This is a genomic window from Nonomuraea purpurea (genome assembly GCF_042650645.1).
GTDB classification, from domain to species: Bacteria; Actinomycetota; Actinomycetes; order Streptosporangiales; family Streptosporangiaceae; genus Nonomuraea; species Nonomuraea purpurea.
In genome coordinates this window covers 63,758-90,708 of record NZ_JBHSBI010000010.1, presented here as the reverse complement: position 1 = coordinate 90,708, position 26,951 = coordinate 63,758, and the positions used below count along the sequence as shown (strand labels likewise).

General features: G+C 70.4%; 24 protein-coding genes. 15 read left to right on the top strand and 9 right to left on the bottom strand.

Translation table 11 applies throughout. From position 1 onward, the window contains the following. The first annotated feature begins 72 nt into the window (after nucleotides 1-72). Nucleotides 73-2,136: an acyl-CoA dehydrogenase gene (locus tag ACFOY2_RS20805; RefSeq protein WP_379529712.1), complete on the top strand. Its 2,064-nt coding sequence runs from the start codon at nucleotides 73-75 to the stop codon at nucleotides 2,134-2,136. Here ACFOY2_RS20805 and ACFOY2_RS20800 read toward each other — a convergent pair whose 3' ends face one another. Together ACFOY2_RS20800 and ACFOY2_RS20795 are read right to left on the bottom strand one after the other, a co-directional pair. Then, nucleotides 2,137-2,835: a class F sortase gene (locus ACFOY2_RS20800; RefSeq protein WP_379529711.1), complete on the bottom strand. Its 699-nt coding sequence runs from the start codon at nucleotides 2,833-2,835 to the stop codon at nucleotides 2,137-2,139. It lies immediately after the preceding gene. Nucleotides 2,836-2,902: 67 nt separating this feature from the next. Continuing rightward, nucleotides 2,903-3,352, bottom strand: a complete 450-nt coding sequence (locus tag ACFOY2_RS20795) for a hypothetical protein (protein ID WP_379529710.1) — start codon at nucleotides 3,350-3,352, stop codon at nucleotides 2,903-2,905. A gap of 218 nt (nucleotides 3,353-3,570) precedes the next feature. Between ACFOY2_RS20795 and ACFOY2_RS20790 the strand changes: the two genes are divergently transcribed. Together ACFOY2_RS20790 and ACFOY2_RS20785 are read left to right on the top strand one after the other, a co-directional pair. Next, nucleotides 3,571-3,699 carry a hypothetical protein gene (locus ACFOY2_RS20790; protein WP_379529709.1) on the top strand — a complete coding sequence of 43 codons (129 nt, stop codon included), beginning with the start codon at nucleotides 3,571-3,573 and terminating at the stop codon, nucleotides 3,697-3,699. Between the two features lie 2 nt (nucleotides 3,700-3,701). Then, a complete protein-coding gene (locus ACFOY2_RS20785) occupies nucleotides 3,702-4,517 on the top strand; it encodes an MBL fold metallo-hydrolase (protein WP_379529708.1) in 816 nt (271 codons plus the stop codon). Here the strand turns inward: ACFOY2_RS20785 and ACFOY2_RS20780 are convergent, their stop codons facing one another. Next, nucleotides 4,518-5,117, bottom strand: coding sequence for a hypothetical protein (locus ACFOY2_RS20780; protein WP_379529707.1), 600 nt, complete (start codon nucleotides 5,115-5,117; stop codon nucleotides 4,518-4,520). 133 nt (nucleotides 5,118-5,250) lie between these two features. Here ACFOY2_RS20780 and ACFOY2_RS20775 point away from each other — a divergent pair, with 133 nt between their 5' ends. Beyond that, nucleotides 5,251-5,730, top strand: a complete 480-nt coding sequence (locus tag ACFOY2_RS20775; protein WP_379529706.1) for a hypothetical protein — start codon at nucleotides 5,251-5,253, stop codon at nucleotides 5,728-5,730. Between the two features lie 130 nt (nucleotides 5,731-5,860). Here ACFOY2_RS20775 and ligD read toward each other — a convergent pair whose 3' ends face one another. Next, nucleotides 5,861-6,862, bottom strand: a complete 1,002-nt coding sequence (gene ligD / locus ACFOY2_RS20770; RefSeq protein ID WP_379529705.1) for a non-homologous end-joining DNA ligase — start codon at nucleotides 6,860-6,862, stop codon at nucleotides 5,861-5,863. 316 nt (nucleotides 6,863-7,178) lie between these two features. Between ligD and msrB the strand changes: the two genes are divergently transcribed. After that, complete coding sequence (gene msrB / locus ACFOY2_RS20765; protein WP_379529704.1) at nucleotides 7,179-7,580, top strand: peptide-methionine (R)-S-oxide reductase MsrB; 402 nt, start codon at nucleotides 7,179-7,181, stop codon at nucleotides 7,578-7,580. Nucleotides 7,581-7,749: 169 nt separating this feature from the next. On the opposite strand, the gene ACFOY2_RS20760 is transcribed toward msrB, so the two are convergent. The 3 genes from ACFOY2_RS20760 to hemG all read right to left on the bottom strand — a co-directional run bounded on the left by ACFOY2_RS20760 (nucleotide 7,750) and on the right by hemG (nucleotide 10,810). After that, nucleotides 7,750-8,424, bottom strand: a complete 675-nt coding sequence (locus ACFOY2_RS20760; protein ID WP_379529703.1) for a hypothetical protein — start codon at nucleotides 8,422-8,424, stop codon at nucleotides 7,750-7,752. A gap of 278 nt (nucleotides 8,425-8,702) precedes the next feature. Then, nucleotides 8,703-9,401: a hydrogen peroxide-dependent heme synthase gene (gene hemQ, locus ACFOY2_RS20755; protein ID WP_379529702.1), complete on the bottom strand. Its 699-nt coding sequence runs from the start codon at nucleotides 9,399-9,401 to the stop codon at nucleotides 8,703-8,705. A gap of 5 nt (nucleotides 9,402-9,406) precedes the next feature. Then, nucleotides 9,407-10,810: a protoporphyrinogen oxidase gene (gene hemG / locus ACFOY2_RS20750; RefSeq protein WP_379529701.1), complete on the bottom strand. Its 1,404-nt coding sequence runs from the start codon at nucleotides 10,808-10,810 to the stop codon at nucleotides 9,407-9,409. Nucleotides 10,811-11,028: 218 nt separating this feature from the next. Between hemG and ACFOY2_RS20745 the strand changes: the two genes are divergently transcribed. Continuing rightward, nucleotides 11,029-11,859 (top strand): DUF4349 domain-containing protein, encoded by an 831-nt coding sequence (locus ACFOY2_RS20745; protein WP_379529700.1) that lies wholly within the window; start codon nucleotides 11,029-11,031, stop codon nucleotides 11,857-11,859. Between the two features lie 23 nt (nucleotides 11,860-11,882). Here the strand turns inward: ACFOY2_RS20745 and hemE are convergent, their stop codons facing one another. Continuing rightward, entirely contained in the window at nucleotides 11,883-12,911 is a 1,029-nt protein-coding gene (hemE, locus tag ACFOY2_RS20740) for a uroporphyrinogen decarboxylase (RefSeq protein ID WP_379529699.1), read from the bottom strand. A 600-nt stretch (nucleotides 12,912-13,511) separates the two neighbouring features. Here hemE and ACFOY2_RS20735 point away from each other — a divergent pair. The 9 genes from ACFOY2_RS20735 (at nucleotide 13,512) to ACFOY2_RS20695 (ending at nucleotide 24,213) form a co-directional block, all read left to right on the top strand. After that, a complete protein-coding gene (locus ACFOY2_RS20735; protein WP_379529698.1) occupies nucleotides 13,512-14,108 on the top strand; it encodes a DUF3000 domain-containing protein in 597 nt (198 codons plus the stop codon). A 45-nt stretch (nucleotides 14,109-14,153) separates the two neighbouring features. Then, the gene (locus tag ACFOY2_RS20730) at nucleotides 14,154-15,380 is read left to right on the top strand and encodes an HRDC domain-containing protein (RefSeq protein ID WP_379529697.1); all 1,227 of its coding nucleotides are present in this window, start codon (nucleotides 14,154-14,156) and stop codon (nucleotides 15,378-15,380) included. 255 nt (nucleotides 15,381-15,635) lie between these two features. Next, nucleotides 15,636-17,165, top strand: coding sequence for a tetratricopeptide repeat protein (locus ACFOY2_RS20725; RefSeq protein ID WP_379529696.1), 1,530 nt, complete (start codon nucleotides 15,636-15,638; stop codon nucleotides 17,163-17,165). Further along, nucleotides 17,162-17,524, top strand: a complete 363-nt coding sequence (locus ACFOY2_RS20720) for an ASCH domain-containing protein (protein ID WP_379529695.1) — start codon at nucleotides 17,162-17,164, stop codon at nucleotides 17,522-17,524. The genes ACFOY2_RS20725 and ACFOY2_RS20720 overlap by 4 nt, the downstream gene beginning before the upstream one ends. 569 nt (nucleotides 17,525-18,093) lie before the next feature. Further along, nucleotides 18,094-19,410, top strand: a complete 1,317-nt coding sequence (locus ACFOY2_RS20715) for a hypothetical protein (protein ID WP_379529694.1) — start codon at nucleotides 18,094-18,096, stop codon at nucleotides 19,408-19,410. A 351-nt stretch (nucleotides 19,411-19,761) separates the two neighbouring features. Then, entirely contained in the window at nucleotides 19,762-20,772 is a 1,011-nt protein-coding gene (locus ACFOY2_RS20710; RefSeq protein WP_379529693.1) for a serine hydrolase domain-containing protein, read from the top strand. Nucleotides 20,773-20,993: 221 nt separating this feature from the next. Beyond that, entirely contained in the window at nucleotides 20,994-22,139 is a 1,146-nt protein-coding gene (locus ACFOY2_RS20705; RefSeq protein ID WP_379529692.1) for a Gfo/Idh/MocA family protein, read from the top strand. Then, nucleotides 22,139-23,302 carry a dihydrodipicolinate synthase family protein gene (locus ACFOY2_RS20700; RefSeq protein WP_379529937.1) on the top strand — a complete coding sequence of 388 codons (1,164 nt, stop codon included), beginning with the start codon at nucleotides 22,139-22,141 and terminating at the stop codon, nucleotides 23,300-23,302. Before ACFOY2_RS20705 ends, ACFOY2_RS20700 begins: the two co-directional genes overlap by 1 nt. Further along, nucleotides 23,299-24,213: a sugar phosphate isomerase/epimerase family protein gene (locus tag ACFOY2_RS20695; RefSeq protein WP_379529691.1), complete on the top strand. Its 915-nt coding sequence runs from the start codon at nucleotides 23,299-23,301 to the stop codon at nucleotides 24,211-24,213. Before ACFOY2_RS20700 ends, ACFOY2_RS20695 begins: the two co-directional genes overlap by 4 nt. Nucleotides 24,214-24,228: 15 nt before the next feature. On the opposite strand, the gene ACFOY2_RS20690 is transcribed toward ACFOY2_RS20695, so the two are convergent. Further along, complete coding sequence (locus ACFOY2_RS20690) at nucleotides 24,229-26,904, bottom strand: PEP/pyruvate-binding domain-containing protein (protein WP_379529690.1); 2,676 nt, start codon at nucleotides 26,902-26,904, stop codon at nucleotides 24,229-24,231. Nucleotides 26,905-26,951 lie beyond the last annotated feature (47 nt).

The following is a 26,951-nucleotide window of genomic DNA, read 5'->3' as shown; positions in this document are numbered from 1 at the left end:
GTCGCGCTCCGGCGGCCCTTCCTGAGGACCTCGGACTGGAGATCGTCGGAGCGGCCTTCTAGATTCGGGCATATGAGCTTGGGGCTGAGCGAGGAACATCTGGCGTTGACCGAATCCGTGCGAGGGCTGGCAGGGCGGGGCGCCGATCACGCCTCCCTGGCGAAGCTCGGGGTGCTGGGGCTGCACGTGCCCGACCATTACGGTGGGCAGGGCTTCGGGGTGCTGGAGTTGTGCCTCGCGCTGGAGGCTCTGGGCGAGCGGCGCGTCTCGGGCGAATACCTGCCGACCGTGCTGGCCTCGGCGGTGCTGGTCAGGGCAGGGGGCAGGGACGATCTGGTCGCCGGGCTCGCGGGCGGGTCCTTGACCGCCGCCGTCGTGCTCTCCGCCGAGGGCGGGCTGCTGGCGCTGGGGTCGCCGGAGTCCGACCTGTTCGTCGTGCCGGTCGGCGGCGGCGCGTGGGCGGTGCTCGACCGCGCCGACGTCACCGCCGTCCCCGCCGACGGCGTCGACCTGGATCGGGCGCTCTGCTCGGTCACCGTGGACACCGTGCCCGCCGACCGGGTGCTCCCCGGAGTTCCGGTGCGCGAACTCGCCGCCGTGCTGCTCGGCGCCGACGCGTGCGGCGTGGCGGCGTGGACCGTGGCCACGACGGCCGAGCACGCCAAGGTGCGCGAGCAGTTCGGGCGGCCCATCGGGCAGTTCCAGGGCGTCAAGCACCGGGTGGCCGCCGCCCTCGTGGCCCTCGAACAGGCCCGCGCCGCCGTCTGGGACGCCGCCAGAGCCCTCGACGAAGCCCCGGGCGCCAGACCGGCCGCAGCAGGGGCTGGTGGACTTGGTGAGGACGTCAGGCTGGCCGTCGCGGTGGCGGCCGTGCTCGGTCCCGACGCGGCCGTGCGGTGCGCCGCGGACGCGATCCAGGTGCTCGGCGGCATCGGCTACACCTTCGAGCACGACGCGCACCGCTACTACCGCAGGGCGCTGTCCGACCGGATGTTGTCGGGCGACCCCGGGACGTGGGCCGAAGAGGTGACCGGCCTGGCCGTGGCGGGCGTCCGGCGGAGCATGGAGCCCGACCTGCCCGAGGAGGCCGCCCCCATCAGGGACGCCATCAGGGCGCAGGCCGAGTCGCTGCGGGCGGAGGAGCCGGTGGCCAGGCGGGGCAGGTTCGCGCGGGAGGGCTGGATCATGCCGCACCTGCCGGAACCGTGGGGCAGGGGCGCCTCGCCGCTGGAGCAGGTGATCATCCACCAGGAGTTCCGCGACCTCAAACGCCCGAACCTGGGCATCGCCGCCTGGGCCGTCCCGTCCATCGTCCGATACGGAACCCGCGAGCAGCAGGAACGTTTCCTGCCCAAGACGTTCACCGGCGAGATCGTGTGGTGCCAGCTCTTCAGCGAGCCCGAGGCGGGATCCGACCTGGCCGGGCTGTCGACGAAGGCCACGCGGGTGGAGGGCGGCTGGTCGCTGACCGGGCAGAAGATCTGGACGTCGCTCGCGCAGTTCGCCCATTGGGGCATCTGCCTCGCCCGTACGTCCCCGGAAAAGCCCAAACACGATGGCATCTCCTACTTCTTGGTGCAGATGAGGTCGCCCGGGGTCACCGTCCGGCCGCTCAAGGAGATCAACGGGAACGAGATCTTCAACGAGGTCTTCCTCGACGACGTCTTCGTACCGGACGACCTGGTGGTCGGCGAGGTGGACGCGGGCTGGCGGGTCGCCCGCGACACCCTCTCCCACGAACGCGTGGCCCTCGGCGACTCCTGGGGCCCCGGCTCCCGGCACACCGACATGATCCAGCTCATCGCCGAACTGCCGCCGATCCGGCAGTCGCAGCGCGAGCAGGCGGGCCGCCTGTGGGCGGAGGGCCAGGCCATCTCTGCGCTCGGCCTGCGCGTGACGCTCTCGAAGCTGCCGGGCGCGGGCGCCGGCTCCGGTACGGCCTCCAGCGTGCGCAAGCTGCTCGGCATGCGGCACGCCCAGGCGGTCTCGGAGTTCTGCTGGTCGCTGGCCCCGGCGAGCCGCCACTGGAACCGCATGGTCCTCAGCACCCGCGCGTTCACGATCGGCGGCGGGACGACGGAGGTGCAGCTCAACATCATCGCCGAACGCGCGCTCGGCCTGCCCCGCGACCCGTGATCAGCTCTTGGGGTAGTACGGGGCCGCCAGGTGCGCGTACACGATCGTGTTGTCCTGATAGCTGTGCGCCCGCCGGTCGAAAGTCCCGCCGCAGGTCACCAGCCGCAGCCCCGGATAGCCGAGCTTGGCGTAGACCTTCTTGGCGGGGAAACTCCGCTTCGGCGTGTGCTCGACCTTGTCGACGACGAACACGGCCACCGAGCGGTCGGCGCGCAGCACCTGCACCTGGTCGCCCCGCTTGACCTTCCTGAGGTCGGCGAAGACGGCCGGGCCCGTCCTGGTGTCGAGGTGGCCGGTGATCACCGCGGCGCCGCGCCGGCCGGGGACGGGGCCGTAGCGGTACCAGCCGGCCAGGTTCGGCGGGTCGAAGGGCGGGTTCTCGATGGCGCCGCGCGCGTCCAGGCCGAGCTCCATCAGCGGGGCGGCCACGCCGATGGACGGGATGTAGACGGCCGTGGGGCGCTCGGGCCTCATGGGCCTGGCCGTCCTGCCCTCGCCGGTGACGGGCAGGTCGGTGGGCACGCCCGTACGGGGTGACGCGGTCGTGGCGGGGGACGGCTCGGGCCCGCCGCCCACGATGCCGCCGAGCCCGAGCCCGATCAGCAACGCCCCGGCCAGCGACACCACGCCGGCCCCTGCCAGGATCGCCTTCTGCCCCAACCGCCCCTCCCCGCCTTCGCCTCCCACCGTCGCTTCCATGCGACCCTTCTGACCGGCTCTTTCGCCCCACGACTCGGAGCCCAGCCGGGAGGTGCTAGGCGACGTCCTAGCGGCGCCGCACCGCGAACCCGGCCAGCCCGGCGCCGGTCAGCAGGGCCGCGCCGCCCAGCGCGAACGGCCACACCGGCTCCTGCGGCGCGAGCCCGCCGCCGCCGGTCTCCGGGTGTCCTCTGGGCACCTTGTGCTCGTCCTCGCCCGCCGGCTGCCACGGATCTTCGGGTTTGGGCGCCTCGGGCTCCGGCGACCAGGAGTCCTCGGGTTCGGGGGCACTTGGCGGGAAGTCGCCGGGCCGCTCCTCCCCCGGCCGGGAATCCTCGGAGGAGTCGCAGAGCAGCGGAAGCGGGAGAGGAAGACGAAGCAAACAGGTGGACACGGCGGCCGGCACCTGAGGACCGGACTGGGCGGAGGCGGTTCCGATGCCCGCCGCCAGACTCACGCCTGCGATCACGAAGGCCGTCACCGCTCCAGCCATCGCGAGACGTCGCGCTCTTGCCATAAGTGGCTCCAGATCGGTTGTCGCGCCCCCGATGTAAAAGAGAGCCTTGCGAACTATTAGACCAATCGTCAAGTAATGTGACCGAAGTGAAACAGGCGGACACGGAGTGTTTGACCCGAGCCTGACGTGGCAGGGATATCCCCCAAAGGGGGACAAAAGCCATGAGTAATCCGCAACAGCCCGAGCTGCGCAGATCAGGTAGAACAACCATCTGTTCCATGGCCGTCGGCAGGAAGCAGAGCGGAGCCCCGCGCGCCGTTCACCCGCACGGCACCGACAAGGGCTCCAAGGGCGGCGGCAAGGGCGGGGGCGTGCCTCCCGGGCAGCGACCGCGGCATCCGAGGTGAGCATGGTGAAAGGAAGCCTGCAGTTCATCGGCAACGCCACCGTACTGATCCGCTACAACGGGTTCACGCTGCTGACGGACCCGAACTTCCTGCGCCGGGGGCAGCGCGCGTACCTGGGCTACGGCCTGACCTCGCCCCGCCTGACCGACCCGGCCGTGCGGATCGAGGACCTGCCGCCGCTCGACGCGGTGGTGCTGTCCCACATGCACGGCGGCCACTGGGACCGGGTCGCCGGCAGAGGGCTGGACAAGGCGACGCCGATCATCACGACCACGGCGGCGGCCCGCCGCCTGCGCCGCCGCGGCTTCACGCGGAGCGTCGGTCTGGAGGAGTGGCGCCAGCACGAGCTCCGCAATCAGGACGGAACCATCAGAATCACCGCCCTGCCCGCCAAACACGCGCCAGGACCGGCCGAAGCGCTGCTGCCGCCCGTGATCGGCACGATGCTGGAGTTCTGCAACCAGGACGAACGGGTGGAACTGATCATCCACATCAGCGGCGACACCCTGCTCGACCGCCGGCTGGACGCGATCCCGCGCCGCTTCCCCGATGTCGACCTGGCCCTGCTCCACCTCGGCGGCGCCAGACTCCTGGGCAGCCCGCCCGTGACGATGGACGGCGAACAGGGGGCGTCCTGGGTGGATCTGATCAACCCGCATGCGGTCGTCCCGGTGCATTTCAACGACTACGCCGTCTTCAGCTCGCCTCTGGACGACTTCCGCCACCACATCGAGCAGGCCGGACTGGCCGACAGGGTGGTCTACATGGAACGGGGTGAGACCCGTGAACTCGCCCCGCACCACCTGGTCCGCCACTGATCACGCCGACAGCGGCCCCTCGTAGAGATCGAGGGGCCGTCCCGACAGATCATCCGGCAACCGGCCACCCTTCACCCAGCCGAGCTCGTCCAGCGGCTCCGGCAGGACGACCCCCTCCGGCAGGAGCATGAAAGCGCGCTCCGCCGACAGGCGGCGCAGGTGGAGCATCAGGTCCCTCAGGGGAAGCGTCCGGTTCCAGCGCAGCGGTTCGTGGGGATGCCCGCACAACGTCATCAGGGCCGCGGAGCCGTCCGGCAGCGGGCGCGCGAAGTCGTCCACCGAGATGGCCCGCGCGTCCCCGCGGATCCGGTGACCATAGGCGATCGCGACGATGGACGCTCCCGGCTGGCGGGTCGGGTTGTGCGACCTCCGCCGCTCAGGGGGCACACTCGGATCAGGAGGCGGGGGGCGTAAGCCTCCGGGCAGATGCCAGCTGCTGCAGGCGACGGCCCCGGGCGAGGCGAGCTCACGACGGAGCCTGACAAGCGCCCGCGCCATGACAGCGTCGGGATAGCTCCAGGGCTCGGCGGAGTGGGTGGCCACGAAGGCGGCCTCCGCCTGGACGAGAAAGTGCTCGTCGACGATGGGACCGAGATCCATCCTGCCTATCCCGCCTGGCCGCATACCCCGATGCTAGGCCGAAGTGGCCGTTCGGGCCCCTGGCCGACTATCCGAGGATTACCATCCGTAGCGAAATGACAGCCCATAGTGAGCTTAGGCGGTCCATCGCCCGATGAACAACGTGATCCGCGCGGGCACGGCCCTGCTGTCCGCGGCGCTGCTGGGTGTCGCGGCGACCGGCTGCGCGCACACCGGCGCAGCCGCGCCCTCAGCCATCCCCCGGCCTTCTCACGCGAACCCTTCGACCCCGGCGCCGAAGCCGACCGTGACGACGCCCTTCGACGGGGCCGCCCGCGTGTACGCGACAGAGCCGCACCACGACCCCGGCCACGTGCCGATGCGATCGTGCCTGGCGGGCGGGGGCGACGACGTCGAGCCCCCGTGCCCGAGCATCACCTCCACGGGCGGCAGCACCGGACCGCCCAAGCCGCCCGGCACCGCACCGGCCCGCCCGCTCCCGCCGCCCCCGACCCCCAGCGCGTTCCCGTCGAACCCGATCCCCACCCCGAGCCCACCGGACCAGAACCCGAGCCCGGTCCCGCTCACCCCGAACCCCAGCCCCGCACTCCCACCCGAGCCGGGACAGGCATAACCCGCCATCCCGCCCCTCGGCCGGACGACGCCTGGTGCCCGTCGGCTTCGAGCAGTGGCGGGACGGGTACGGGCGGACGATCCCGCCAAGCGAGCGGCGGAGTGGAGCTCCTGCCGGGATTCAGGATGCCTTAGGTGTCGGATCTGGCCTTGCTGGGCTGCACCCGCTTGGGCTCTCCGGGCATTTTCGGGTAGTTGGGCGGGTACGGCATGTCGCCGCGTTCGTCCTGGGCGTAGAGGTCGAGTAGGGGCTCGATGGAGTACGCCTGGTCGTCGATGGCGGCGTGCACGTCGCCGAGCTTGGCGAAGCGGGCGGGCACCGTGCGGATGTCGAAGTCGCGCGGGTCGGCGTCTTCGAGCTCGTCCCAGGTCAGCGGTGTCGAGACGGGGGCGTGCGGCTGGGCCCTGATGGAGTACGCGCTGACCACCGTGCGGTCGCGGGCGTTCTGGTTGAAGTCGACGAAGACGCGGTCGCCGCGTTCCTCCTTCCACCAGGCCGTGGTCACCAGGTCGGGGTCGCGTTCCTCGATGGCTCTGGCCAGGGCGATGCCCGCGTGGCGTACCTGGACGAAGTCCCAGCGCGGCTCGATGCGGACGGCGATGTGCGCGCCGCGGTTGCCGGACGTCTTGACGAATCCGGTCATCCCGAACTCGCCGAGCACGTCCCTGGCGAGGAAGGCGGCCCGGCGGGCGGCGTCGAAGCCGAGGCCGGGCTGCGGGTCGAGGTCGATGCGGAGTTCGTCGGGGTGTTCGACGTCGGAGGCGCGCACCTGCCAGGGGTGGAAGTCGATGGTGCCCAGGTTGGCGCAGTAGGCGATGGTAGCGACCTCGGTGACGCGCATCGACTGCGCCGTGCGGCCGCTGGGGAAGGTGACGGTGACCGACTGGAGCCAGTCGGGGTGCCTGGGCGGCATCCGCTTCTGGTAGATGGCCTCGGTCTGGACGCCGTCGGGGTGGCGTTTGAGGTTGGTCGGCCGGTCCTTGAGCGCGCGCAGGGCTCCTTCTCCGACGCTCACGTAGTACTCGACCAGCTCTCGCTTGGTGGCGCCAATTTCCGGAAAGTACACCTTGTCGGGGTTGGTGACCTTGACGGTCCGTTCCCCCACTACGAGCTCTATGTACGGCGATGCCATAGCCCCGAACCTACCAAGCCGGGGCGGGCCCGTCCCGGAGCCTCCTCGGTGGCGGGACCGAGGGCTCGACGGGACGGGCCAGCAGACCGTCCGCCGCCGGTACGGGCGCTGGCGCGCCACCCGTCCGGCCGTTGTGATCCCCCGGCGCGGCGCCAGCACGGGCGTGGGCTGTGCCGCTCGGTCCGGATCTGCGGACGATCTCACCCCTTTGAAGGAGGCGATGACACCCCCTTGCCTACAAAGACGCGAATTCGGCCCAGAAAGGATGCTTCACCCTACGGAGATCTCTTTTTGCCGGATCTCGTAGTCTGGACGCATGGACAAGGTGGTCAAGAGCGAGGCCGAATGGCGGTCCGAGTTGTCGCCCGAGGAGTTCCACGTCCTCAGGGAGGCCGGGACCGAGCGCCCGTTCACGGGGGAATACGTCGACACCAGGGCCGAAGGCGTCTACTCGTGCCGCGCCTGCGGGGCCGAGCTGTTCCGGTCGGATTCCAAGTTCGAGTCGCACTGCGGTTGGCCGAGCTTCTTCGAGCCGTCGGAGTCCGAGGCGGTGAAGCTGATCGAGGACCGCAGCCACGGGATGGTGCGCACCGAGGTCCGCTGCGTCCGCTGCGACTCGCACCTGGGGCACGTCTTCCACGGCGAGGGCTACCCGACGCCGACCGACGACCGTTACTGCATCAACTCGGTCTCGCTGCGGCTCGAACCCAAGGGGTGATCGACTCGCGACAGCGCGTACCGACCGGCCGCATGGGGTAAAAGTGTCGCGTGCGCTTCGTCCACCTCCGCCATCGCTGGGTGACGATCGAGACCATCGGACGTGTGGTGACCCAGCGGTGTGAGGTGTGCGCGAAGACCCGCGTCAGGGTGAGGTAGCGGGCGTCCCGTCAGCCGGGCGCCGGGTGGGTGACGCGGCAGGTGGTGTCGGTGGGGCCGAGGATGTTGGCCAGCACCGGGTTGCCGTTCTCGCCGAACTCCGCCTGCACGAACACGACCGGATTGGCCACTCCGGCGGCGCGCAGGTAGGCCAGGCCGCGTTCGCACAGGGTGAGGGCGGTCCTGGAGTTGCCCGCCGTTTCCGGCAAGTCCGTATATATGCGCAAATATCCGCCGACGGTGCGGATGTCCTTGAGGCGTTTCACCGCCTTGTCGCCCGCGCCCCAGTGCGTATGGAAATAATCGGCCGCACGCAGATCGGTGTGCCGCGAAGGCCCATCGGCCTTGTACCCGGCGATGTCCCCGGGATCGGGCCCCTCCGCGAGCACCGCGTCCGGGTCCGTGGCGCCCGCCACCAGCCCTGGCTCGACCGTCCCGGCCGCCTGGACCGGCTCGCTGGACGGCTGCTTCGGCGGCTCGCTCTGCTCCGCCGAGCGGGGCCTGGCCTGCGTGCTCGCGTTAGGGGCGGCCTCGGGCAGCGCCGCGGCCCGGTTGCCCGCCTCCGCGACGACTTCGGGCCCAGGCGTTCCCGCCGCGACCTCGGGCGCGGTGGGAACGCTGAACGTCCCGTTCGCGCCCAGCACGGCGGCGACCCCGCCCGCGAGCACCAGCACGCCCGCCAGCACCCGCCCCTTCCCGACGCGGCGCCGGCCCCGCGCGTGCCGGGATCCCCGTCCCGAAGGGGCGACATGACGCCCACCCGCGCGCCGCCTACGCCCCTGACCGCGTTTGCCGGATCCTTCCACCCTGCCCCCTTGGAACGTGCCATCGCACGCAGCGCCCAGCCAACAAGGGATTTCCCTGATTGTGACAAAGGGGGTAGATCACTTCAGTTGGATCGCCAATTTGGGGCTCGCCATTCGGTGACACCCGCGCCTGCGCGGGTGTCACCGAATTCCACGCGTCAGGGCAGGGCGGCGATCAGCTCGCGCACCGGCTTGCGCGCGCCCGTGTAGAACGGGATCTCGATCCGCGTGTGGCGGCGGGCCTTGGCCGCCCGCAGCGTCCGCATGAGGTCGACGATCCGGTGGAGCTCGTCGGCCTCGAACGCGAGCATCCACTCGTAGTCGTTGAGCGAGAAGCACGCGACGGTGTTGGCCCGCACGTCGGGATAGTCACGCGCCATCCTGCCGTGCTCGGCCAGCATCGCCCGCCGCTCGGAATCTTCCAGCAGATACCACTCGTATGAGCGGACGAACGGGTAGACGCTCACGTAGGCCCTCGGCTCCTCCTCGGCGAGGAAGGCGGGGATGTGGGACTTGTTGAACTCGGCCGGCCGGTGCAGCGCCATCGCCGACCAGACCGGCCTGCTGTGCCGGCCGAGCTGGGTGCGCCGGAACCTGGCGTAGACGTCCTGCAGGTCTTCCGGCGTGGCCGCGTGCCACCAGAACATGTAGTCGGCGTCGGCGCGCAGCCCGGCCACGTCGTAGACCCCCCTGGTCACGACGTCCTTGCCGGCGGCCTGCTCCAGCAGGTCCTCGACCTCGCCCGCCAGGCCGTCGCGGTCGACGGGACACGGCTCGGTCACCTGGAAGACCGACCACATCGTGTAACGGATCACCTGGTTGAGATCGCGGGCCTTGAGCCGCGGGGCCTCTGTCATGGCGCCTATTCTCCTCTGCGCGAGAGGTGGTCCAGAATCCGGGCCGCCGCCGTACGGGCCGTGGCGACGCAGGCGGGGACGCCGATGCCGTCGTAGGCCGCGCCGCACACGGCCAGGCCCGGCTGCATGGCCACCGCCGCGCGCACCCTGGCCACCCGGTCGAGGTGGCCCACGTTGTACTGCGGCAGCGCCCCGCCCCACCGGGTGACCCGGGTGTCGACCGGCAGCCCGCGCGCGCCCATCACGTCGCCCATCTCGGCGGTGGCCAGCGACACCATCTCGGCGTCTTCGCGCTGGAGCAGGTGCTCCTCGCCGATCCTGCCGATCGAGCAGCGCAGGATCACCAGGTCCTTGGCCAGATGGGGCCACTTCACCGAGCTGAACGTGACCGCCTTGACCGGCCGCCCCTCCACCGGGGGCACCAGGTAGCCGCTGGACGTGGGCGGCTCGGGGAAGGCCGAGATCGGGTAGGCGAGGGTGACGACGGCCATGCTGGCGTACTCGATCCTGGCCAGCTCACTCGCCGCCTTGGGCGCCTCGGCCTTGAGCAGCCTGCTGGAGGCCGGCCCAGGCGTGGCCACGATCACCGCGTCCGCCTCGATGGTCTCCGGGTTGGGCACCGGGCCAGTCACGAGCTGCCAGCCGCGTTCGGTCCTGCGCAGCTCGCGTACGGTGACACCGGTCCTGATGTCGGCCCCCGACGCCTTGGCGACCGCCTCCGGCAGGCTGCCGACGCCGTTCTTCAGCGAGGTGAAGACCGGGCCCGCCTCTTTCGGCGTCTCCTCCACGAGCTGCCTGGCGGCGCTCAGCAGCGAACGCTCCGAGCGTGCCACCGCCGCCACCCGCGGCATCGTGGCCTCCAGCGACAACATCTCGGAACGGCCGGCGTAGACGCCGCCGAGCAGCGGCTCGACCAGCCGATCGACGATCTCGCCGCCCATCCTGGCGCGGATGTAGGCGGCCACCGACACGTCGGTGCGCACCAGGGTCGGCGGCAGGATCTGGTCGAGCGGGACCCGCAGCAGGCCACCGGGCGAGACGATGCCCGATCTGGCCAGCTCGGTCAGGTCGGCGGGCACGCCCATGACCTGGCCCTTGGGCATCCAGCGCAGCGCGCCCCTGGTGTAGATCGCCGACCGTGTGGTGCCGGGGAAGACCAGGTCCTCTCCGAGCCCGACCGCCTCGGCCAGTTCCTTGCCCTCCGGCCGCCTGGCCAGCATCGCCTCCGCGCCGGCGTCGACGTTCACCCCGGCGACCTCCGAGGCGTGCAGCTTGCCCCCGATGCGCGGGCCGCCCTCCAGCACGGTCACCTTGACCCGCTCGCCAGCGCCCTGGCGGATGTACCAGGCGGCGGCGAGACCGGAGATTCCCGCGCCGACGACGACCACGTGCGCCTGATTCCCTTCCACGACTCCTGACGCTACCGCCTCCGGCCCCCGGTCAGTGGCATGGGGCACGTGACCGTAACGTGATTCCCTCCGTCGAACTCACCCGCCGCCAACTCCGTGTAGTGGGCATGAGACTTTTGGGCGGGATTCCTGCGGGCGCGAGGAGATTCCGGTACGGCATCGCACTCTCGGCCGCCTGCGCGGCCGTCCTCCTGGCAGGCTGCGGCGGAGGCGACCGGGTGTCCACCTTGACGACCTCGGACGCGCCCGAGGCACAGTCGGCCGGGGTCGCCCGCGAGCCTGCCGCCGAACGGCCGCGGCCCGTCAAGGACGGCATCGTCTCCGACGTCAAGGTCACCCGGCAGGAGCGTCAGGTCATCTACACCGGCTCATTGACCGTGCGGGCCAAGCAGGTGGCCGCCGCCGTCAAGCAGGCCAAGACGATCGTGACCGCGGCCGGCGGCCACCTGTCCAATGAGGAGTCCAGCTCGGCCGACGAAAGCGCGGACCGGGCCACCTTGGAGTTCAAGGTGCCGCCCGCCAAGTACGGCGAGGTGATCGGCAGGCTCGGTGGTGAGCTCGGCAGGCAGCTCTCGATGAACCAGGAAACCCAGGACGTCACCCTGGAGGTGGCCGACGTCGACAGCCGGGTGCGGTCGGCCCAGCAGTCGCTCGAATCGCTGCGCACGCTGCTGAAGCGGGCCGACACGATCGGCCAGGTGCTCGAGGTGGAGCGGGAGATCTCCACCCGCGAGTCGGACCTGGAGTCGCTGCAGGCACGGCAGAAGCAGCTGGCCGGACAGGTCGCCATGGCCACGTTGACGCTCCAGCTCGTCGGGCCCGTCGCCGTCGTCGAGGATCCCGAGGAGGAGACCGCCGGGTTCCTCGGCGGGCTCAAGGCCGGGTGGTCGGCGCTGGTCTCGTTCACGAACGTGACGCTCGCGGTGCTGGGGGCCTCGCTGCCGTGGCTGATCTTCGTCTCGCCGTTCGTCGCCCTGACGGTCTTCCTGGCGCGGCGCAACCGCACCAGGCGACTGCCCGCGCCGGTACCACCTGCCCCAGGCGCTTGAGCCGGCCTCACGGACGAGGTCCGTCAGGCGCTTGAGCCGGCCTCGTGGACGAGGTCGGTCAGGCGCTTGAGCTGGTCGGGATCCGTCGAGGGCAGCACGCCGTGGCCGAGGTTGAACACGTGGCCCTCGGCCGCCGCGCCCTGCCGCAGCACCTCGCGGGCCCTGCGCTCGACCACCTCCCACGGGGCCAGCAGGATGGTCGGGTCGAGATTGCCCTGCAGCGCCTTGCCGGGGCCGACCCGGCGGGCCGCCTCGTCGAGCGGCACCCGCCAGTCGACGCCCACCACGTCGGCCCCCGCCTCGCCGAGCACGCCGAGCAGTTCGCCGGTGCCGACGCCGAAGTGGATGCGCGGGACGCCCTCGATGCCCTCGAAGATGCGCCTGGTGTGGGGCAGGATGAACTCGCGGTAGTCGGCCGGCGCGACCGCCCCCACCCAGGAGTCGAAGAGTTGCACGGCCGAGGCGCCCGCCGCGACCTGGAGGCGCAGGTGCTCCAGGACGATGGCCGTCAGGCGTTCCATCAGGGCGTGCCACAGCTTGGGGGCGCCGTACATCATGGCCTTGGTGTGGTCGTGGTTCTTGGACGGGCCGCCCTCGATCAGGTAGGACCCGAGCGTGAACGGCGCCCCGGCGAAGCCGATGAGCGGCGTGCCGCCCAGCTCGCCGGTCAGGGCCCTGATGGACTCGGTGACGTAGGAGACGTCGTCGGGCTCAAGCGGGCGCAGCGCCTCCAGGCCCCTGGCGTCGCGGATCGGGTCGGCCACGACGGGGCCGACGCCCGGCTTGATGTCGAGGTCGATGCCGATGGCCTTGAGCGGGACCACGATGTCGCTGAAGAAGACGGCCGCGTCGACGCCGTAGCGGCGGACCGGCTGCAGGGTGATCTCGACGATCATGTCGGGCGTCGCGCAGGCGGTGAGCATCGGCACGCCCTCGCGGATCTTCAGGTATTCCGGCAGCGACCGCCCGGCCTGGCGCATGTACCAGACCGGAGTGTGCGGGACGGGCTGGCGGCGGCAGGCGCGCAGGAAGGCCGAGTCGTCGAGGTTCACTCCACAAGGGTGCCACGTCCGGGGGCCGGTCCTCACCGTGGCCCGGACGCGATGGCGCGAGGTGTCGGAAAAACCTCCATTGGAGGCCCCAAATCATGATCAGATAGTCGGATGAAGGTTTACCGGTCTGCTCGGCGTAGGCATCGTACACGGGTCGAACACACCCCATGGCGGACCAGCGAGCCGGTCTCGACTGGGCCAAATGTTCGCCAACCCACCGCGCGGCACCGATTCAGCGACCACTTTCGGGACACGCCGAGCGCGTTGCGGGGAATTGTCAGCGGCTCGTGCCAACGTCGGAGCCACGACACGAAGAAAGGCCCCGTTGCGATGACCGCGTTGTGGAGTTCCCCAGAGCGCCGCAGTGAGCGCTGCGCTTCCTGCGCCGGTGAGCGGCTGTTCGAGCAGCCTCCGTGCTTCGACGGGCACGAGCAGGGCCAGTGCCCCGAATGGGCCTGCGTCGCGTGCGGTTACGCGATCATTCTCGGTACGCCAGAGTCCACCCGACCGGTTCGCCAGCTCGTTACGGCAGCGGCTTGATCACGAAGGATGAGCACCCCCGTGGTCCCCTTCCGTCCATCCTCAACCTACGCTTCCGCTATGACCCTCGGTGACCAGCCTCCGCCTCCCGCCGCGTTCACGCGTGCCGCGGAGAGCCTGCGGCTGGCCGGGGTCAGGCCGGAGATCGAGCTGGAGGACCTGCCTGCGCCACAGCGGCTGGCCCCCTACGCCGCGGCCATCGGCGCGTCGGTCTACCGCGACGACGACGAGCTCGCGGTCGGCCGGTTGATCCTGCTCTACGACCCCGAGGGGCAGCGCGGCTGGGAGGGCCCGTTCCGGTTGGTGGCCTACGTCCGGGCCGACATGGAGCCGGAGATCACCTCCGATCCCTTGCTCGGGCCGGTCGCCTGGAGCTGGCTGACCGAGGCTCTTGACGCCCACCAAGCCGACTACTCCGCCGCTGGCGGTACCGTGACTAGAGCCGTGTCCGAGGGGTTCGGTAACAAAGCCGACGATCCGGTCACGACCGAGCTCGAACTGCGGGCGTCGTGGTCACCCGCCGAAGAGGACCTCTCCGGCCATGTCGCCGCCTGGTGCGACCTCATGTGCGTGGCCGCGGGGATCCCGCCGCTCCCGCCCGATGTGTCCGCCCTGCCTCGCAGACGTGATGATCCGGAGAGTGACCGAACGAAGTGAGGGCACCAGTCAAGACAGCACCAGCGTCATGAGGTCGGTGAACTCATGACAGAAGAACGCACAGTCCAGCCGCTGCTGGAGCCACGGGAGGGCATTCCGCCGGTCGTGGCGGACGCCGACGGGCTGGCCGTAGTCGTGGGGCGGTTCGCGCGCGGCACGGGGCCCGTCGCGGTCGACGCCGAGCGCGCCTCAGGTTACCGCTACGGCAACCGTGCCTATCTCGTCCAGTTGCGCCGGGCCGGGGCGGGCACCGCGTTGGTCGACCCGATCGGCTGCCCCGACCTGTCCGCCCTCGACGAGGCCGTGGCCGGGGCCGAGATCGTGCTGCACGCCGCGTCCCAAGACCTGCCCTGCCTGCTGGAGGTCGGGTTCAGGCCTCGGGAGATGTTCGACACCGAGCTGGCGGGGCGGCTGCTCGGCTACGAGCGGGTGGGGCTCGGCACGATGGTCGAGACCGTGCTCGGGCTGCGGCTGGAGAAGGGCCACTCGGCGGCCGACTGGTCCACCAGGCCGCTGCCCGAAGACTGGCTGCGCTACGCGGCGCTCGACGTGGAGGTGCTGGTCGAGCTCCGTGACGCGCTCCACCAGGAGCTGGTCGACAGCGGGAAGCTGGAGTGGGCGCGCGAGGAGTTCGCCGCCGTGCTCAACACCCCGCCACCGACGCCCCGGTCCGATCCTTGGCGGCGTACGTCGGGCATCCACAAAGTCCGCAATGTGCGGGCGCTGGCGATCGTGCGCGAGTTGTGGACCATGCGTGACCGGATCGCCAGGGAGGCCGATCTCGCGCCGGGCAGGGTGCTGCCCGATGCCGCGATCGTCACGGCGGCGCTTGAGGGGCCGCGCACCAAGAAGGCATTGACCGAAATTTCAGCATTCACCGGGCGCAGCGCCCGCCGCCACATGAGCGACTGGCTCGCCGCCGTCGCCAAGGCCCGCGGCCTCCCCGACAACCAGCTCCCACAGCCCAGCACCCCGGGCGACGGGCCACCGCCGCCCAACCGCTGGGCCGACCGCGACCCGGCGGCCGCCAAACGCCTCGCCGCCGCCCGCGCCGTGGTGGCGGCGCTGGCCGAGGAGCACCACATGCCCACGGAGAACCTGCTGCAGCCGGACGCGGTGCGGCGGTTGACGTGGGAGCCGCCCGCCGAGATCACCGACGAGAGTGTGACGGGGCGGCTGCGGGCACTGGGGGCGCGGGAGTGGCAACTCTCGCTGACGGCCCACCCCATCGCCAAGGCCCTGGCCCGCCTGGAATCGCGCGGCGACCTCTAACCGAGCCGCCGCCTCCGGGGCCCCGGGCCACCGCCCTTCCCGGCCCCGGCCACACCCGCCTCGAGCCTGCCTGGCCTACCTGGCGCCGCTGGCGGTGGCCGGGCTGGTGAGTCGCCTGGCCGGCGGCGGGGCGGGCACCGCTGGCGTGTCTCCTGTCGGTGGTTCGGCGAGCAGGAGCACCAAGGCGCGACCACGAATCACCACAACCGTTCACATCTTAACTCCAAGCAACTCCTCGAACTCGAAGAGTAGCGTATGGTTGAGCAAAGCCATGATCAAGGCTCCGAGCGGCACATTCTCTGGAACATGACCAACTTTCGCTCTTCCGGAGGAAGGGCTGGAATGGATTGGCTCCACATTGGCCGTTTTGCTGCCGAAGAGACGGTCATTGTTCCGAAAGCCGGTGAAGGACGACAATCAACGACGGCGAGGGAATGTATCGTGTCTGCGGACATTCGCAAGGTGATGACCATGGACTGGCCGGCGCGCATCCGGGATGAGCGTCAGGCGCGTGACTGGGACGTGCACAGCACGGCCCGGCGTCTACGGGCGGCTGCCGGAGACGAATCGCTCCCCGATCACGACTCGCTCGTCCGCGCCATTCGTCGCTGGGAGTCCGGCAAGGTCGCCACGATGACCGAGCGCTACCGGCTGCTGTATAGCCGCATTTTCTCCCGTGATGTGAGAATGCTGTTCGGCTGCCACGAGAACAATCTGGAAGAAGACACTTCGCGGGAAGAGGAAGAATCCACGAATCGTCGCGACGCACTCAAACTAGGCTTGGCCGCCACGCTCGGTCAGGTGTTGGGTGAGGCTGCCGACGAGGCGTTGGAGTTCACCCGCCGTGCGAACACCTCCGCCGTCGGCCGCGGCACCCTGGACCACCTCCACACTGCGGTCTGTGACATCGCCGGCAGTTACGCGCGGCGTCCCCCGGTGGAGCTGTTCCCGGTAGCCCGCCTGTATCGGCGCAGGGTGGACCAGCTCATCGCTGGTACGCACACCCTCAAGGAGCAGCGGGAGCTGTTCGTTTACGCTGGGTGGCTGTCGGAGATCCTCGCTTGGCTGGCCCACGACCTGGGCGACCCCTTGACCGGTGAGGCGTACGCCATCGACTGCTTCGAGCACGCCGACCAGGCCGGACACGACGAGTTGTGCGCCTGGGCGGCCGACGCGACGGCCTCCATCGCCCTGCATGCCGACCAACCGTCACGCGCCGTCTCGGCCGCGCTGCGCGGCCTCAACCGCGTGCCCGTCGGTCACCCGCTGGCGGTACGGCTGTACGCCCAGGCATCCCGTGGCCATGCCCGGCTCGGCAACCGCGACGACTTCCAAGACACTTACCAACAGGCCGACAACCTATGGAACGCCCTGCCGGCCCGCACTCCGGCCCGCCCGGACGGCACCGACACCGGACCCTTGGCCGCCTATGCGATGACCACCTACACCGCTTCGTCCTACCTCTGGCTCGGCGACTATGAGCAGGCACGTCACTATGCCGAACGTGCAGTCCGGGCCCACGAGGTGACACCGGCCGGCCAGCGCTCACTCAGCCGCGAAGCGATCGCCCATCTGGACCTGGGCATCGCGCTGGTGCACCTCGGAGCTCTCGATAAGGCGCTTGCACACGGGCTGCGCGCACTGGGCTCACCTCGGATGGTCACGTCCGTACAGGCGCGGGCAGCCGACCTGGACGCCGTCCTTGCCGCGAAATATCCCGGAACCGGCCAGGCCGCAGAGTTTCAAGCTGCTCTGGCCGCCACGCGGGTAGGAACGGCACCATGAGCGAGCCCGACGTCACCCCCGCCCGACGCGAACTCCGTATCCGCAAGCCGTACTTCGAGCTCATCGCGTCAGGGGTCAAAACCGTCGAGGTACGGGTCGCGTACGCGAGCATGCGCAAGATCCAGCCTGGCCAGGACCTCGACTTCGTCTCAGGCGAAGAGAGGCTGACGACGCGGGTCGTCCGAGTGGCGCAGTACACCTCCTTCGAGAAGATGCTGGAGCACGAGGACCCGATCGCAATCGGTGGTGACCTCGGCAAGAACCCTCAGGAACTGCTCTCGGTCATCCGAAGCATCTATCCACCTGACAAGGAGCGCCTAGGTGTCCTCGCCATCGGTGTGCAGAGGGCCGTCCCTTAACCCACAGGCCGACGTGATTGACCTGTCCGGCACTTGAACATCCGCTGTCCGAACAATCCTGATCTTGACCGCCGAGGCTGGTGGCTTCCGCCCATGCGCCGAAGCGCGCGACCTCGCCGGCACGCATCGGGCTCGCATGGCCAACGACTTCCAGCCGCGTGTGCGTTCCGGCGAAGAGGCGGTCGCATGAGACGCCGAAGCTACGCGCGTACAGGAGTTGGTAGCGGGTGCCTGGAAGGTGCCGTCCGGTCTCCCATCGTCTGATCATTCGGGTGAGGGGTGTGATGTCTGGCAAGTCCGGCGCGAGGTGGCGGAGTTCACGTGCCATGTCGGGGATGTCCCACAGCCGGGCCTCTCGCTCGGTGCGCAGCCGTTCGGCCCACGGTGGGATATCCCGGGGGTGACATCGCGGGTCTCTCCTCGGACGGAGGCGCGGACAATCGCGTCCGCGTATGTCTCCCATTGTCATCCTGACAACGCACTGCGGTGGGCCATCTACTGAGGGTCAGCAGAAATTTTCTCAGCCTGCCCGCTCGGCACCCGTGGCCGTGCCTCGGAAGGGAACCCAGATGACCACGTCCTCGGCTCTGTCTGTCGCCGAAACGATCGCGATCCGTCCCGGAGACCCGCTGGTCGGCACCGTTCGGGTGGATGGATCGAAGAACGCGGCGCTTCCGCTGATCGCGGCGTCTGCGGCGCTGGGCCGGCTCGTCCATCTGGGCAACATGCCCCAATGCCAGGACGTACGGACCATGCTGAGCCTCCTCCAGGAATGCGGCTACAGCGTCACCCGCGCGGTCACCAACCCAGAAGAGGTGGTGATCCGGCCGGTCTCCGCCGCCGGGCGACCGCCGGAGTTGCCCGACGCGGCGCGGATCCGCGCGTCGTACTACCTGGTCCCGGCGCTCCTCGCCTCCCACGGACAGGCACGCCTGCCCTGGCCCGGCGGGTGCTCGGTGGGAGAGCGGGGCATGGACCTGCATTTCCGGGTGTACGAGGCGTTCGGTGACCAGGTCCACCTGGACGGCGCGGGTTACCAGGTGTACAGGGCCATGATCAGGCCGCGGTCGGTGGAGATTGAGCTGCCGTTCCGATCGCGGGGCGCCACCCTGGCCGCGATGCTGCGGGCGGTGATCGATCGCTGCCCGTTGACCTTGTTCCAGCCGAACCTGTCGCCAGAGGTGACCGAGATCATGGCGTTACTGCGGGCGGCCGGTTGGGGCGCGTGTGCGGACGAGGACGCGCTTGACCTGGCCCCGCCCTATGGCAGCGGGAGCGGTTCGTTGGCCTGGGAGGTGCCGGGCGACAAGGTTGAGGCGGTCACGCTCGCCTGCGCGGTGGCGGTCACCAGAGGATGCGCGGTGATCAAGGGCGTACGGGCCGCGGACGTCCTGTCCGCCATGGAAGCGCTCACCTGGCTCGGCATCCCCGTACAGGCCGGAGCCGACACCGTCACCGTTCAGGCCATCGACACCCAGCTCACCGGGCAGCCGCTGCGGGCGATCGCCTCACTGGCTCCGAACGGCCTGGACGCCGACTTCGAACCGTCGCTGATGGTCCTGGCGCTCGGCACCCCGGGCGTGCACCTGTTCGCCGACGCCATCAACCCGGGCCGGCACGGGAACCTGCTCCCGCAACTGGCCCGGCTCGGGGCCGTCATCGAGCCGCTGTCCGCAACATACTGCCGGTTTTCCGGCCCGCAGCGGCTTGTCGGCGCCGAGGTGACGGCCAACGACATCCGCACAGGTTCGACCCTCATCATCGCCGGCCTGGTAGCCGAGGGTTTCACCGTCGTGAAAGGCATGGCGCAACTGCGCCGGGGGCACGCCGAGCTGCCGATCAAACTGCGCCAACTCGGCGCTGACATCACCGAGGCAGCCGTATGAGCGGGCGGCGCACGTTGGAGCGCATCGTGGCGACCACCGACGTCCATTCCAGCTTCGACCGGCCCCTGCCCATGCTGGCGTACCTGCACGCGGCGCGCGAGCGGGCGCTCGGGCGACACCGCCCTCTCCACCGATTGCACCCACCCGACAGAGGCCGCCTTCACCTTGCAAACCCTGCAGCACGACCCAAGCACATGGACCGAACTACGCGCCGCCGGCCGGCGCTTCCCCATCAGCCACGCCGCCAAAGCCCTCACCGAACTGGGCAACCACATCACCTGATACACCCCGCCGGACCAGCCACGACACTACGCTGACACCCGCAGCCAGCCGCCCTTTGAGAGGGAGACCATGACGCCCGACCCGGATCGCATCGAGCGCCTTCTCCTCCAGGGCGTCCAGCAGCAGGTCTATCCCGGCGCGGTCTGGGCGACAGGCGACGCCGACGGTACCCACGCTTCGGGCTCCTGCGGGCTGCTCGACCCCGAAGACCCCGGCCGTCCCATGACCCCGGACACCGTCTTCGACGTCGCCAGTCTCACCAAGATCATCGCTGTCTGGTCCGTCATCGGCACTCTGTGGCAGCAGCAGCGCCTGAGCCTGGACGACCCCCTCGCCGCACACATGCCAGAGCTGAACGGCTACCAGCTCGCCTCCGTGAGCGTACGCCAACTCCTCACCCACACCGCCGGTCTACCGCTCCGGGCCAACCTCAGAAACCTCTACGGCACCGACCAGATCCGCACCGGCGTCCTACGCGAACCCCTCAACCGCCCACCCGGCCAAGCCGTCGAATACACCGACCGCGCCGCCCTCATCCTCGGCTTCCTCGCCGAACACCTCACCGCCACCCCACTCGACCACCTCGCCCGCACAACCGTCTGGCAGCCCCTCGGCATGACCGCCACCCGCTTCGGCCCGCTCCCCGCCGAACGCTGCGCCCCCACCGAGCACGACGACGACGCCGGCCGCCACCTCCGAGGCACCGTGCACGACTTCTCCGCCCGCCTGCTCGGCGGCGTCTGCGGCATCGCCGGCGCCTTCTCCACCGCGCCCGACCTAGCCGCGTACCTGCAGCATCTTCTCCAGCCCTTCGGCACCAGCGCCGCCTGGGTCCAGGAGTCCCTGCAGGTCCAAACCGGCGACCTGCAACCCGCACGGGGACTGTTCTGGCACCCGGCCTCCGGGACCGACCCGGCGGACGGCGTCTACGTCCACTACGGCTTCACCGGCACCGGCATGTGGATCTCCCCAAAGCAGAACCGCTGGGCCGTCCTGCTGACCAACAAGCTCTACTACAGCCGCGACCGCCACCCGCTCAAAGAGATCCGCAACACCTTCCGCACCCTCGTATTCCAGTAGGGGAGGTTGACCCCGCGCCGCCACATCGCTGAGTGGCCGCTGCGGGGTCCGGGACACCTTGCCCCGGGCACCACGCCGCATCCCACTGGTCCAGCGTTGTCCCGGCCCTGGTCGCACCCCTGTCGGCACAACGCGCGGGGCGGGGCTACTTGACGGGCTCGGCAGGGCGGCCGTACGGTTCGGGAAAGCGCTTTCCCCATGTTGCCCTGAAGGGATACTCAATGAGCGTGCGCACCATCGGCGTCGTGATGAACGGCGTCACCGGACGGATGGGTTACCGCCAGCACCTGGTCCGTTCTGTCCTGGCCATCAACGAGCAGGGCGGTGTCGCGCTCTCGGACGGCGGCAAGGTGAGACTCAAGCCAGTACTTGTCGGTAGAAATGCAGACAAATTGGCAGATATCGCGGAGAAGCATGGAATTTCGGATTTCACCACCGACCTCGACTCCGCCCTCGCCGACGAAGACAACCTGATCTACTTCGACGCCCAGGTCACCAGCGCCCGCGTCAAAGCCGTGCTGAAGGCGATCGAGGCGGGAAAGCACATCTACGCCGAGAAACCCACCGCCGAGTCCACGCAGGAGGCCGTCGCGCTGGCCGAGGCCGCCGCCGCCAAGGGCGTCAAGAACGGCGTCGTCCAGGACAAGCTGTTCCTGCCGGGCCTGCTCAAGCTGAAGCGCCTGATCGACGGCGGTTTCTTCGGCCGGATCCTGTCGGTGCGCGGGGAGTTCGGGTACTGGGTGTTCGAGGGCGACTGGCAGGAGGCCCAGCGCCCCTCGTGGAACTACCGGGCCGAGGACGGCGGCGGCATCGTGCTCGACATGTTCCCGCACTGGCACTACGTGATGGAGAACCTGTTCGGCCGCGTCCAGTCGGTCTACGCCCAGGCCGCGACGCACATCCCGGCACGGGTGGACGAGCAGGGCAACACCTACCAGGCCACCGCCGACGACGCCGCGTACGGAATCTTCACCATCGAGGGCGGCATCGTCGTTCAGATCAACTCTTCCTGGACCGTTCGCGTGAACCGGGACGAGCTCGTCGAGTTCCAGGTGGACGGCACGCACGGGAGCGCGGTGGCGGGCCTGCGCAACTGCCGCGTCCAGCACCGTTCCGCCACCCCCAAGCCCGTCTGGAACCCCGACCTGCCCGCCACCGCGCGCTTCCGCGACGGGTGGCAGGAGGTGCCGGACAACGCCGAGTTCGACAACGGGTTCAAGATCCAGTGGGAGGCGTTCGTCAGGCACGTGCTGGAGGACGCGCCCTTCCCGAACGACTTCGCCTCCGGCGCCCGTGGCGTGCAGCTCGCCGAGCTGGGCCTGCGTTCGTCGGCCGAGGGACGCAGGATCGAGGTGCCGCAGCTGTGATGATCGACCTTCCCGGCATCGGCGCCTACACCCTCAACGAGCCCGTGTCCTGGCCCGCGATCGACGCGCCCGCGACCAGCCGCATCGTGTACGCGGCCGCCCACGTCGTCGCCGACCCGCTCGGCGACAACACGCCCGGCGCCCCCGCCGTCGTCGACTGGGACGCGACCCTCCGCTTCCGCCACCACCTGTGGTCGCACGGGCTGCGGGTGGCCGACGCCATGGACACGGCCCAGCGCAACATGGGCCTGGACTGGGCGGCCACCAAGGAGCTCGTCCGGCGCAGCGCCGCCGAGGCCCGTACGGTCGGAGACCCCGCCATTCTGGTGGCCTGCGGCGCGGGCACCGACCACGCGCCCGACGCGGCCGACCTGCACACGATCACCGCCGCGTACTCCGAGCAGATCGAGACCGTCCAGTCCACGGGCGCCGGGGTGATCATCATGGCCTCCCGTCAGCTCGCCAGGGCGGCCGAGGGCCCGCGCGACTACCACCAGGTGTACGGCAAGCTGTTCGGCCTGGCGGACCGCCCGGTGATCCTGCACTGGCTGGGCGAGATGTTCGACCCGCAACTGGCCGGCTACTGGGGTTCGCGGGACGTGGCGGCGGCGACCGAGTCGTTCCTGGAGCTGATCCACGCCCACGCCGCGACGGTGGACGGCGTGAAGGTGTCGCTCCTGGACGAGGAGCACGAGGTGCGCCTGCGCGCCGCGCTCCCCGAGGGCGTCAAGCTCTACACCGGCGACGACTTCAACTACCCGTCGCTGATCAGGACCGGCTCGCACGCCCTGCTGGGCATCTTCGACGCCATCGCCCCCGCCGCCGCCGCGGCGCTCCAGGCGCTGGACGCGGCCGAGGCGGCCGGCGACGTGGCCGACCGCGACCGGCTGCTGGCCGCCTACGACGAGATCCTCGCCCCGACCGTCCCGCTGTCGCGGAAGATCTTCGAGACGCCGACGTACCACTACAAGACCGGCATCGTCTTCCTGGCCTGGCTGAACGGCCACCAGGACGCGTTCGCCATGGTGAACGGCGCCCAGTCGGCCCGCTCGCTGCGGCACCTGGCGCAGGTGTTCCGCCTGGCCGACCAGGCGGGGCTGCTGGCCGACCAGGAGCTGGCCGTGCGCCGCATGAAGACGCTGCTGGCGGTGAACGGGCTGTGAGCCTTTCGCTGAACCAGTGGACGACCCGGCGCTGGACGGTCACGCAGGCCGTGGACGGGTGCGTACGGCACGGCCTGGAGGCGGTCGGGCTGTGGCGGGAGAAGGTCGCCGAGGAGGGGCTCGCGCGCAGCGTCAAGCTGGTGCGTGAGGCCGGGCTGCGCGTGTCGTCGTTGTGCCGGGGCGGCTTCCTGACGGCCGGCGGGCTGCCGGGCGAGGAAGGACGCAGGGCGTTCGCCCAGGCGCTGGACGACAACCGGCGGGCCGTCGACGAGGCGGCCGAGCTGGAGGCGGCCTGCCTGGTGATGGTGGTGGGCGGGCTGCCCGGCGTCAAACCCGGCGAACCCCTGCCCGAAACGGCCACCGGCTCCGGCTCCACGACCGGATCGGTCGCCCCCGCCGGGTTCTCCCGGAACCTGGCCGGGGCGCGGGAGCGGGTGGCCGAGGCGCTCGCGGAGCTTGCGCCCTATGCCGGCGAACGCGGCGTCAAGCTGGCCCTGGAGCCCCTGCACCCGATCTACTGCCCGGACCGCGCTGTCCTGTCCACGCTGGGCCAGGCGCTCGACCTGAGCCTGCCCTACCCCGAGGAGCAGGTCGGCGTGGTGGTCGACACCTTCCACGTCTGGTGGGACCCGCGCTTGTTCGAGGACATCGCGCGGGCGGGCCGCAGGATCGCCTCCTACCAGGTGTGCGACTACCTGCATCCGCTGCCGCAGGACATCCTGCTCGGACGGGGCATGATGGGCGACGGCGTGATCGACTTCCGGCCGATCACCCGGGCGGTGCTCGCGGCCGGGTACGCCGGGGACGTCGAGGTGGAGATCTTCAACGCCGACATCTGGGCCGCCGACCCGGACCAGGTGGTGGCCACGATGAAGTCCCGCTACGAGGACGTGGTGCTCGCCAGGCCCTGAGCATCCCCGATTTGGTCATGAAATCGACACCGTGCCCGCGGCGCCGTCGATCGTGATCTCCTGGCCGGTGGTGATGCGGTGGGTGGCGTCGGGTACGCCGACGACGGCCGGGATGCCGTACTCCCTGGCCACCACCGCGCCGTGCGACATGGCCCCGCCCATCTCCATCACCAGCCCGCCGGCCGTCAGGAACAGCGGGGTCCAGCCCGGATCCGTCGAGGGGCACACGAGGATCTCGCCGGGCTCCAGGTGGGCGCCGATCGGGTCGAGCACCACCCGGGCCACGCCGGTGACGGTGCCGGCCGAGGCAGGGGTGCCGATCAGCGCGCCCTCGTGGGCGGTGGCGACGAGGGTCTCGGGCTCGGTGCCGTCGGACAGCAGCACCCTGGGGACGTGCCTGCGGCGCGACTCCAGCTCGTAGGCGACCCGCCGCTCCCCCACCAGAGCCCGCAAGCCGCTGTCGCCGTTCAGGGCCGACCTGATCTCGTCGAAGGTCAGGAACACCACGTCGCGCGCCGAATCCAGCACGCCCGCCTCCACCAGGTGAGCGCCGACCACGAGCAGGCTCTGCCGTATGGCGGCGATGGCCTTGACCGCGTAGAACTTGGGCAGTTCGCGCAGCCCCGCGTACGTCCGGGTGCGCCGCAGCCCGAAACGCACCACGGCGGCCCGCCACCGGCCCTTGCCGCGGGCATGCGCCATCACGTTCGCGGTCGCGGCCCGCGCCTGCTCGACGCCCTTGGCGAACACCGCCGTCGGAGCCAGGTCGACGCCGGCGTCCATGCGCAGGTAGTTGGCCAGGACGCCGAGGATGTGGGCGGGCTCCTCCGACCAGCGCGGCACCCCCAGGTCGATCTCGGCGACCCCGCGGTGGCCGTATTCGGCGAGGAACACGGTGATCTCGGCCTGCGCCTTCGGCGGGAGCCGTTCGGACCGGTAGAGGCGCACCAGCTCGGGCACGGACTCCCGCAGGAACGGCTCGGGCTCGATGCGGGTGGCCAGGCGCCACAGCTCCAGGTCCATCTCGGTGGTCGGGTTGTGGGGGACGCTGCGCAGCACGTCCTGCATCTGGTCCACCGGGACGCCCGACAGCTTGGACGCCAGGGCGAACAGGCCGTAACCGGTGATCACGATGGGCATGATCGAGACGATGGCAGGGAAGGTGCCGGCGAGGGTTCGTTCCGCGTGGTCCAGCCGCTGGGCGGGGGTGATGTCGGCGGGCAGCTTGAGCTTCCTGTCGAGTTCCTCACCGACACGCGCCGCGTAAGCCAGGGCCCTGTTCGGCCTGGTCAGCGCCATCAGGACGCGGGACGGGGCGTGGACGCCCCGGGCGAAGCGGAACGCGCCGCGCAGGGCGGGGAGCGGGGAGGTGTGCGTCAGCGGCAGCCGGGGATCCTCCGCCAACCGGTTGAAGACGGCGACGGTACGGGCCTCGCCCAGGGTGAGCATGCGCGGCAGGACGGTGCGGCCCACGCGGCTGCGTACGGCCGTGGTGAGGTCGATCCACATGCGCCCGCCCGACTCCGTCATGAACGCCGGGCCGTCGAGGCGGCGCTTGGAGCCGTAGCCGAACAGCCGCGCCGCGCCCCCGCTGACCAGCTTGAACGTCTCCAGCCCCAGCGGCGTGAGCGGGCCCATGACGCCCTGGGCGACGTTGAGCGAGAAGTACACGCGCAGGCCCGGCCTGGTCGGCTCGGGCAGGGGGTAGAGGGTCGTGATCGGCCTGGCCTGGGTGAGCCAGAGCACGCCGTCGGCGTCGATGGCCCACTCGATGTCCTGGGGCGCACCGAAGTGCTCCTCAACGCGAATGCCGAGCGCCGCCAGCTCGCGTACCCGCACATCGTCCAGGCAGAAGCCACCACTCGGGACGGCGACGGGATCGAGGCCGTTCGGTGAGGCGGGGGCGGGCTCAGCGGTGACTTCGGGGACGTCCAGGGCGACCGCCGGGCCCGGATCGGGGGTTTCGAGGCGTTCTGTGCCGCCGCCCGGGCGGGGGCGGATCAGTATCCGTTTGTCTCCCGGGTGCCGTTCGAGGATCTCGCCCTCGTAGACGACGAACCGGTCCGGGTTGACCGCGCCGGACACGACGGCCTCCCCAAGGCCGGGGCTGGCGTCGATGACGCTTTCGCGGCGTCGGCCCGTTACCGGGTTCGCGGTGAACATCACCCCCGCGACCTGCGCGTCCACCATGACCTGGACGACCACCGCGAGCCGTACCGAGGCGTGGTCGATGCCGTTGGCCTCCCTGTAGGCGACGGCGCGGTCGGTCCAGAGGGAGGCCCAGCAGCGGCGTACGGCGGCCACCACCTCCTGCGCCCCCACGACGTTCAGGAACGTGTCCTGCTGTCCGGCGAAGCTGGCGAATGGCAGGTCTTCGGCTGTGGCGGACGAGCGTACCGCCACCGGCACGTCGTCCCCGAGCGCGGCGTAGGACGTCACGATCGTCTCGTGCACCTCGGCGGGCACCGGCGCTTCCAGCAGGTGCCGCCTGGCCTGCTCAGCGAGCGTCGGGCCGGCGAGGTCGCCTGGTTGCAGCCCCTGCGCGACCTGGCGGTACGCCTCCGTCGTCAGCACCCAGCCGGGCGGCACCGGTAGGCCCGCCCTGGTCAGCTCGCCGAGGTTGGCGGCCTTGCCACCCACCTCGGCCGGCATCCCGGCGTCGATCTCGGAGAAGTCCAGTGCGGTCGTCATTGAGTGCACCCCAGCCGTTCAGCGTTTCCTCACAATTGTCACGCTCG